Annotated in this window: 6 protein-coding genes; 2 read left to right on the top strand and 4 right to left on the bottom strand. The window is 67.4% G+C overall.

Annotated features, from left to right (window positions below):
* Window positions 1-93 precede the first annotated feature (93 nt).
* Window positions 94-738: a MarR family winged helix-turn-helix transcriptional regulator gene (locus V7053_RS17265; RefSeq protein WP_334173501.1), complete on the bottom strand. Its 645-nt coding sequence runs from the start codon at window positions 736-738 to the stop codon at window positions 94-96.
* Window positions 739-846: 108 nt separating this feature from the next.
* On the opposite strand from V7053_RS17265, the gene V7053_RS17260 reads away from it, so the two are divergent.
* Complete coding sequence (locus V7053_RS17260; RefSeq protein WP_334173500.1) at window positions 847-1,917, top strand: FUSC family protein; 1,071 nt, start codon at window positions 847-849, stop codon at window positions 1,915-1,917.
* Window positions 1,918-2,096: 179 nt separating this feature from the next.
* Here the strand turns inward: V7053_RS17260 and V7053_RS17255 are convergent, their stop codons facing one another.
* The 3 genes from V7053_RS17255 to V7053_RS17245 are packed head-to-tail and all read right to left on the bottom strand — an operon-like array spanning window position 2,097 to window position 5,263.
* On the bottom strand, window positions 2,097-3,170 hold the full coding sequence (locus V7053_RS17255) for a DNA polymerase IV (protein WP_334173499.1): 1,074 nt from the start codon (window positions 3,168-3,170) through the stop codon (window positions 2,097-2,099).
* Between the two features lie 51 nt (window positions 3,171-3,221).
* Window positions 3,222-3,629 (bottom strand): VOC family protein, encoded by a 408-nt coding sequence (locus tag V7053_RS17250; RefSeq protein WP_334173498.1) that lies wholly within the window; start codon window positions 3,627-3,629, stop codon window positions 3,222-3,224.
* A gap of 26 nt (window positions 3,630-3,655) precedes the next feature.
* A complete protein-coding gene (locus V7053_RS17245; protein WP_334173497.1) occupies window positions 3,656-5,263 on the bottom strand; it encodes a hypothetical protein in 1,608 nt (535 codons plus the stop codon).
* 355 nt (window positions 5,264-5,618) lie between these two features.
* Between V7053_RS17245 and V7053_RS17240 the strand changes: the two genes are divergently transcribed.
* Window positions 5,619-6,422, top strand: coding sequence for a COG4705 family protein (locus tag V7053_RS17240; RefSeq protein WP_334173496.1), 804 nt, complete (start codon window positions 5,619-5,621; stop codon window positions 6,420-6,422).
* The last annotated feature ends 87 nt before the right edge of the window (window positions 6,423-6,509 follow it).

Raw genomic sequence — 6,509 nt, 5'->3', positions numbered from 1 at the left:
GCTAGCATCCGCGAGCACACCAAGGCGAACGGCGAGAAGAGCCACTACGTATTGTGGCGTGACTCCGACACCGGCAAGCGATCCTCTGTTGGCTCACGTGAGTTCCCCCCGGTTCCGGTCGTTGGACGGGTCAAAGCTATCTGGTGGCCTGGGGATTCCCGCATTCGAGGAGGGCTCGAGCGCGCCGTTCCGCCGGTCCTTGCTGGACCCGGCTTGGTGGCCGCGTCCCTGCTCCCACACGGAGGTCAGTGCCCGCAGGGGATCGACCAAGCCCTCGACGGCCCAGGCTGGGGCTTCGGCGAGCAGGGCATCTTCGAGGGCGAGCTGTGCGGGAATCACCTCGTCCACGAGCGCGGTCCCAGTGTCGGTGAGGACGAGCAGGGACGAGCGGCCGTCGGCCGGGTTGGCCGTCCGGCTCAGCAGTCCCCGAGCCTGGAGGGCGTTCAGCCGCATGGTGATCGCGGAGCGCGGGGCAAGCAGCGTCTGGGCCAGGGTCGTTGGGCTCAGAGGTTCGCCCGTACGGCGCAGCGCGGAAAGCACGTCCAGCTCGCCGCGGGTGAGCCCGTAGTCGGCGAGGAAGGCGTCGCTGGCTTCGAGGATGAGGCGGGAAGCGCGCAGCACGCGGTGGATCACCCCGAGGCTGGTGAAGCTCAGGTCCGGGCGCAGCCGGGCCCACTCACGCTGCATCCGGTCCACTACGTCGCCATGAGAGGGCAGGCCGTCTGCGTCCTGATCCATCCGGCTCCTCCGCGCCTCCGTGGCCGTCGCCTCGGTCAACCACCATAGTAGTTCATAGGTGTAGTAATCTTGAGATACTTCATTCCTGTACCACCTCGGAAGGTTAAGATGACACAGGCCACCCCCACGCGGTCCTGGTGGGCGGCAGTCTTCGACCTGGGTCCGCATGCCGGCGCCCATTGGACCGCCCTGCGCGCAAGCCTCGCGATCTTCGTGCCGCTGGTGGCTTGCTTGGCGTTCGGGGTCGGCGACCTGCTGCTGTATGCGGCGATCGGTGCCTTCACCGCCCTGTACGGCCGACACGAGCCGGCTCGGGTGCGCCTAGCCATGCAGGCGCAGGCGGGCGTGGTGCTGGTGATCGGCGTCGTCGTCGGCGCCCTAGTGGCGACCCTCCCGTTCCGGCTCTGGCTGCTTGTCCCGGTCGCAGCCGCCTGGGCCGGCGTCGCGGTAGTGCTAGCCGAGCTGGGCCGATGGCATCCGGCCGGAGCTCTCAACCCTGTCTTCGCCCTCACAGCCTCGGCCACGGTCCCGATCGCGCTGAGCACGGTGCCCGCAGCCGCCCTCGCGGCGGCTGGCGCGGCCGTCTTCGCGCTGCTGCTCGCCCTCCCAGGTCGCACCGCCCGCGACGGCGGCGACCCGGTGCGGTATCGGCTGTCGTGGCGCGGCCTACGCCCGTCCGACCCGGTGGGCCGCCACGCCGCCCGCTATCTGCTCGGTATCGCCGCCGCCGGCCTCGCCGTGGCGACCAGCGGCATCGGCCACCCCTACTGGACCTTCGTCACGGCATCCGTCCCCATGTCGGCACCTGACCTGCACGCGCGCCTCACGCGCGCTGTCCAGCGGGTGATCGGCACCGCCGCCGGCCTCGCCGTAGCTGCCCTCGTCCTGGCCGCCCACCCCAGCAGCTATGCCGCGATCATCGTGATCGCCGTGCTCCAGGCGTGCACCGAGCTGACGACGGGGCGCAACTACAGCCTCGGCCTGGTCTTCTTCACCCCGATGGCCCTTCTGCTCGGCGATCTCATGCTGCCAGCCCCGATCGGCACCCTCCTGACTCAGCGCGCCCTCGAGACTGTCATTGGCCTCACCATCGCCCTGGCCGCCACTGTCGTCACCCACGAAAGGCGCACTCCTACGAGCCGGACGCCACCGCGCGATCATCTGCTCGACCACGTGTAAAGGCCGCTGGCGGGGCTGTCCTGGAGACTGATCGAGCGCCCCTGCATGGACATTCGTCCGGCAGGGTCAGTGTCAAGGGGTGGACTGTTCCGGTCGCAGCCAGAAGTCCGGACTCGGCCGGCCCCAGTCATCCTTGAGGCCGGCCCCCCATCGCCCCGACAAGGAAGGAACCGGCGCTCTCACCAGCCGCTTCGCGTCGGCGTGTGGTCCTTTCGGGCATCGCTGGGCATTGGCATTTCGGCCCGCAGACCCAGGAGACGGATCGGGCGGTCGGCTTCGATGCCGGCTGCGAGGTCCAAGGCGCGGGCGAGGATCTCTTTCCCGTCGGACGTCTCCGGGATCTTCCTCGCGTGGGTCTTGGTGACGAACGGCGCGTACCGAACCTTGAGGGTCAGGCCGACGACCGGCCGCCCGTCGGCCACAACGTCCTCGAGGACGCGCGCGGTCAGCTGCCGCACGGCGTCGTCCACTTGGCCCGGGTCGGTGAGGTCGCGCTGGAAGGTGGTCTCCCGGCTGTGCCCGTGGGGAATCCAAGGGGTGTCGTCGACAACGCTGGCTCCCTCCCCGCGCCCGAGCTGCGCGTACCAGGGGCCCATCTTGGGGCCGAACTCCGGGACAAGGTCCTGCGGGTCGGATGAGGCGAGCTCTGCGACGGTGTTGATGCCGAGTTTGGCCAGCCGGCCAGAGACTTTCGTTCCAACGCCCCAGAGGTCCTTTGTGGGCCGACTGCCCATGACGTCGAGCCAGTTCCCGGCCGTGAGACGGAAGACGCCGGCCGGCTTGCCGAAACTGGTGGCGACCTTTGCTCGGACTAGCGTGTCACCGATGCCGACGCTGCAATGCAGCTGCGTGCGCTCCAGCACAGCGGCCTGCACCTGCCGCGCGTAGGCTTCGGGATTCTCCGTCTCGATGCCTATGAAGGCTTCGTCCCAGCCCAGCACCTGCACGGTGGCGCCGGGCTGCGCCCGCAGGGTCGCCATCACCGTCTCGGACACCGCGAGGTACGCCTCCTGGTCAACGGGCAGAATCACAGCGCCCGGCACTTTCCGGGCCGCAACGCGCAAGGGCATTCCGGAACCGACACCGAACGCCCTGGCCTCGTAAGACGCCGTCGACACCACAGCTCGTTCCGTGGGGTCGCCCCGCCCGCCGACAATGATGGGCTTGCCCGCGAGTTCCGGCCGCCGGAGCACCTCGACCGCGGCGATGAACTGGTCGAGATCGACGTGCAGTACCCATCGGATTCCGCTCATTCCACCAGTCTCCCCCAGACAACGAGGGCAAGCATCGGCTCTCCGGGCCTCCTATGCCAAGCTCAGCTGCCAGGACACCCCGAACCGGTCGTTGACCCAACCGAACTTGGTGCTGAAGCCGTAATTCCCGAGCGGCATCAGCTCGCCGCCTCCCTCGGCCAGCGCTGCGTAGAGGCGATCGATCTCGGCCTCGCTCTCGCATTGCACGAACAGCGAGACGGCAGGGGTGAAGGTGAACTCGTGGTGGGCCGGGCTGTCGATGCACATGAACTGCTGGCCGGCCAGGGTGAACGTCGCGTGCTGAACGGTTCCCTCCGTGCCGGGGCCGTCGGCACCGTAACGACTCAAGGTGACGACTTCGGCGTCGTCGAAGAGCGAGCGGTAGAAGTCCATCGCCTTCTCGGCATTCCCCTCGAACATGAGAAAGGTGGTGATCTTCTGCGAGGTTACGATGTCCATCCCGCTGTCTCCTCTGGTGTGATCGTTCAGGACGTCGCATCTGCGGCGGCCGGGGCGATGGGCAGAATATCTGAGCCGAAGTCCGTGATGGTATAGCGGCCGCAGGACACCGTCCGACGCGGGGCTGGCGCTGCCACTGATGGCAGGATGGGGAGCGCGTAGGCGGTGACGCTGAGCACGAACGACACTCTTCGGGTGCCATAGTCGGTGCGGTCGGTCAGCCAAGGGAATGCACGGAACGGATCATCGATCTGGATGAGCTGGTCGGGCTCGGCGAGATAGGCCTTGGGACCGCGGATGGTCCAGAAGTAACCCGCGCCCGTGCGGTGGCTCGCGCTGATCCATTCATCGACGCAGCGGATGTCCGGGTCAACCGCGGCGGCGGACCTGCTCAGGGCGCCCGTCGCGATTCCCGAGAAGGCGAGGCAGAGGGCCACTGTTCCAGCCAGGAGCGCGCGGACTGTCCTCGCTGGGAGACTGTGCCCCGGGGCCGGCCCGTTGACGAAGAGACGCGGGATGAACACGACCGTGCAGACCGGCGCGAAGAACATGGGCTGGAGGTATCTCGTGCCGAAGGCGCCCAGACAGATTGCGCCTACGACGACGGCCACTGGGGCGACCCATCCCATTCCCGAGACGATCGCCCCTTGCACATCCCCAGCCGCAAGAGACTTGCGGAAGACGATTGCCGACACAAGGATCAAGGCGACGACGACCCCGAGTGAGAGGGCTCCCACCGGCGTCGAAGCCCGGTCGGCCAGCATCTCCGGGTAGTAGAGGGCCAGCCAAGGGGCTGAGCGCGGGTCCACGTAGGCCAGGCCGTCCTTGGCGATGAGATGTTCGAACGGAATCCTCCCTGCAAACCCAAGTCCAGCACCGGCCGCGAGGAGGGCGCAGAGCCGAACGAGGCGGAACCAGGAGACAACGCGCCGTCGCGCTAGAAGCGCGAGCACTCCCGCCAGCGGGACCGCTTCCCAGGCGAGGAACAGGGGATTGGTCAGGGTGGCCGCGGTGGACAGGCCGATCAGCGCGAACTCGAGGAGACGACGTCGCCTCCCGTGAGCAGCGGTAGCGAGCGACGAGACGATTCCCGTCGCGAGGACCGAAGCCAGCACCGTCGCGCTGTAGTACGTCGCGGTTGCCAGCAACGATGCTAGCTCGAAGGAGTCCGGGCGCGGGGAGTCCTCCAAGAGCGTGAGAGAAACCAGAACGCCGAAGGCGACGAGTGCACCGGCGACGCGCCGCGACGGCGTCAGCTCTCGTTGCACGAATCCGCTGAGTAGTCTGAGCGAGCCGTAGAAGAGGAGCAAGTTCACAACGGCATTGAGGGCGAACGTGCCCTTGATCCCGAACCCCAGCCCGGCGATCGCGAAATAGAGTCCCATTTCCGGGATGAAGAGCACAGCCGAAAGGGACCAGTCTTGCGGCTGTCCCGCAAGGACGGAACCGCGGACGAGCGCCGGCAGCACTGTGTCGGACTCGTAGTACAGGATCCATGAGCGGCCGGTTGCGTCCATATGCCACACGGCCAGGAGCGCGAGCGCCAATGCGACGAGCGCGCCGAGGGATTCGGGCCGCCAACGGGGCGCCGTGGCCGGCGGATGGTCCGCGATCCGCTCGCTCAGAGATTCCACTGACCGCCTGACCCCTTCACTACGGTCGTGCTGCGGGCTCGGTGCAGCAGATCACAAGGACGAGCCCGCGGCTACAATGGCGGGCAAGCCGGCGCGCCCGGTGCTCTGCCCGAGAATCGGTCCGGGCGCGCCGACGCACGTCAACCCCCCACGGGCGGCGTGCGTGGACCACCCTAGCGCCCGGAGCTCTCAGGTAGCCAGAAGCGGAGCGGCGTTTTTTGACATGTACAAAACCCCGTCACCTGATGGCCCTGGTGAAACTGAGGCGCCCCCAAGGGGTCGGTGCTTCAAAGCCCGCTCTCAAGATCGCCGTCTAGGCTCTGCGTGAACAGTTTTCGTGCGAGAGGTAGTAGCCGTGGCCGCTGAGCGTGTGATCTTCCGGAAAGTCCCCGAGGTGACGGCCCTGTTCTGGGTCATCAAACTCCTGACGACGGCTCTGGGGGAGTCGACGTCGGACTATCTCGTGAACGATTTCAACCCCTACGTGGCTGTCGTGTGCTGCTCTCTGCTGTTCGTCGGCGCTCTGGCCCTGCAGTTCTGGTTCCGCCGCTACGTGCCCTGGGTCTATTGGCTCGCGATCGTCATGGTCGCGGTATTCGGAACGATGGCCGCCGACGTCCTGCACGTCGTCATCGGGGTCCCGTACTGGCTCTCCAGCGCAGCCTTTGGGGTGGCGCTCGTCGTCGTCTTCTGGCTCTGGTACCGCGTTGAGGGGACGCTTTCGATCCACAGCATCACCACGACGCGTCGGGAGGTCTTCTACTGGGCCGCGGTGTCAGCAGCCTTCGCCCTCGGAACCGCCGCAGGCGACCTGCTCGCCTACACGGCGCGTCTTGGGTTCCTTGCCGCGGGGCTCGTGTTTGCGGTCCTCTTTGTCGCCCCGGGCGTTGCGTGGCGTGCCGGGATGAACAGCATTGCGGCGTTCTGGATCTCGTACGTCCTCACGCGCCCGCTGGGGGCCTCGTTCGCTGATTGGACTGGGAAGGGTCAGGAAGCCGGGGGACTCGGATGGGGCGACGGGCCGGTCGCAGCAGTGCTTGTGGCGCTCATCGCCCTGCTCGTCGGCTACCTGCAGGTCCGACACCGGAAGGCAGACGAACTCCTGCCCGTGGGCGAGGCCGCGAACGAGTTCGCCGCAAGGCGGCCGGGGGGCCGCTGAGCCCGTCGATGCCTGAGCCCGTTGGGGCGCGATCTACGAATACTTCGCCATGCGTGCCTTGACCTGCGCGACATAGGCCTTCGTATC

Origin of the sequence: Sinomonas sp. (assembly GCF_036848755.1) — a bacterium.
In the GTDB taxonomy this organism is placed as follows: Bacteria; Actinomycetota; Actinomycetes; order Actinomycetales; family Micrococcaceae; genus Sinomonas.
The sequence above is the reverse complement of the archived record's forward strand: the minus strand, read 5'-3'. Positions and strand labels throughout refer to the sequence as shown.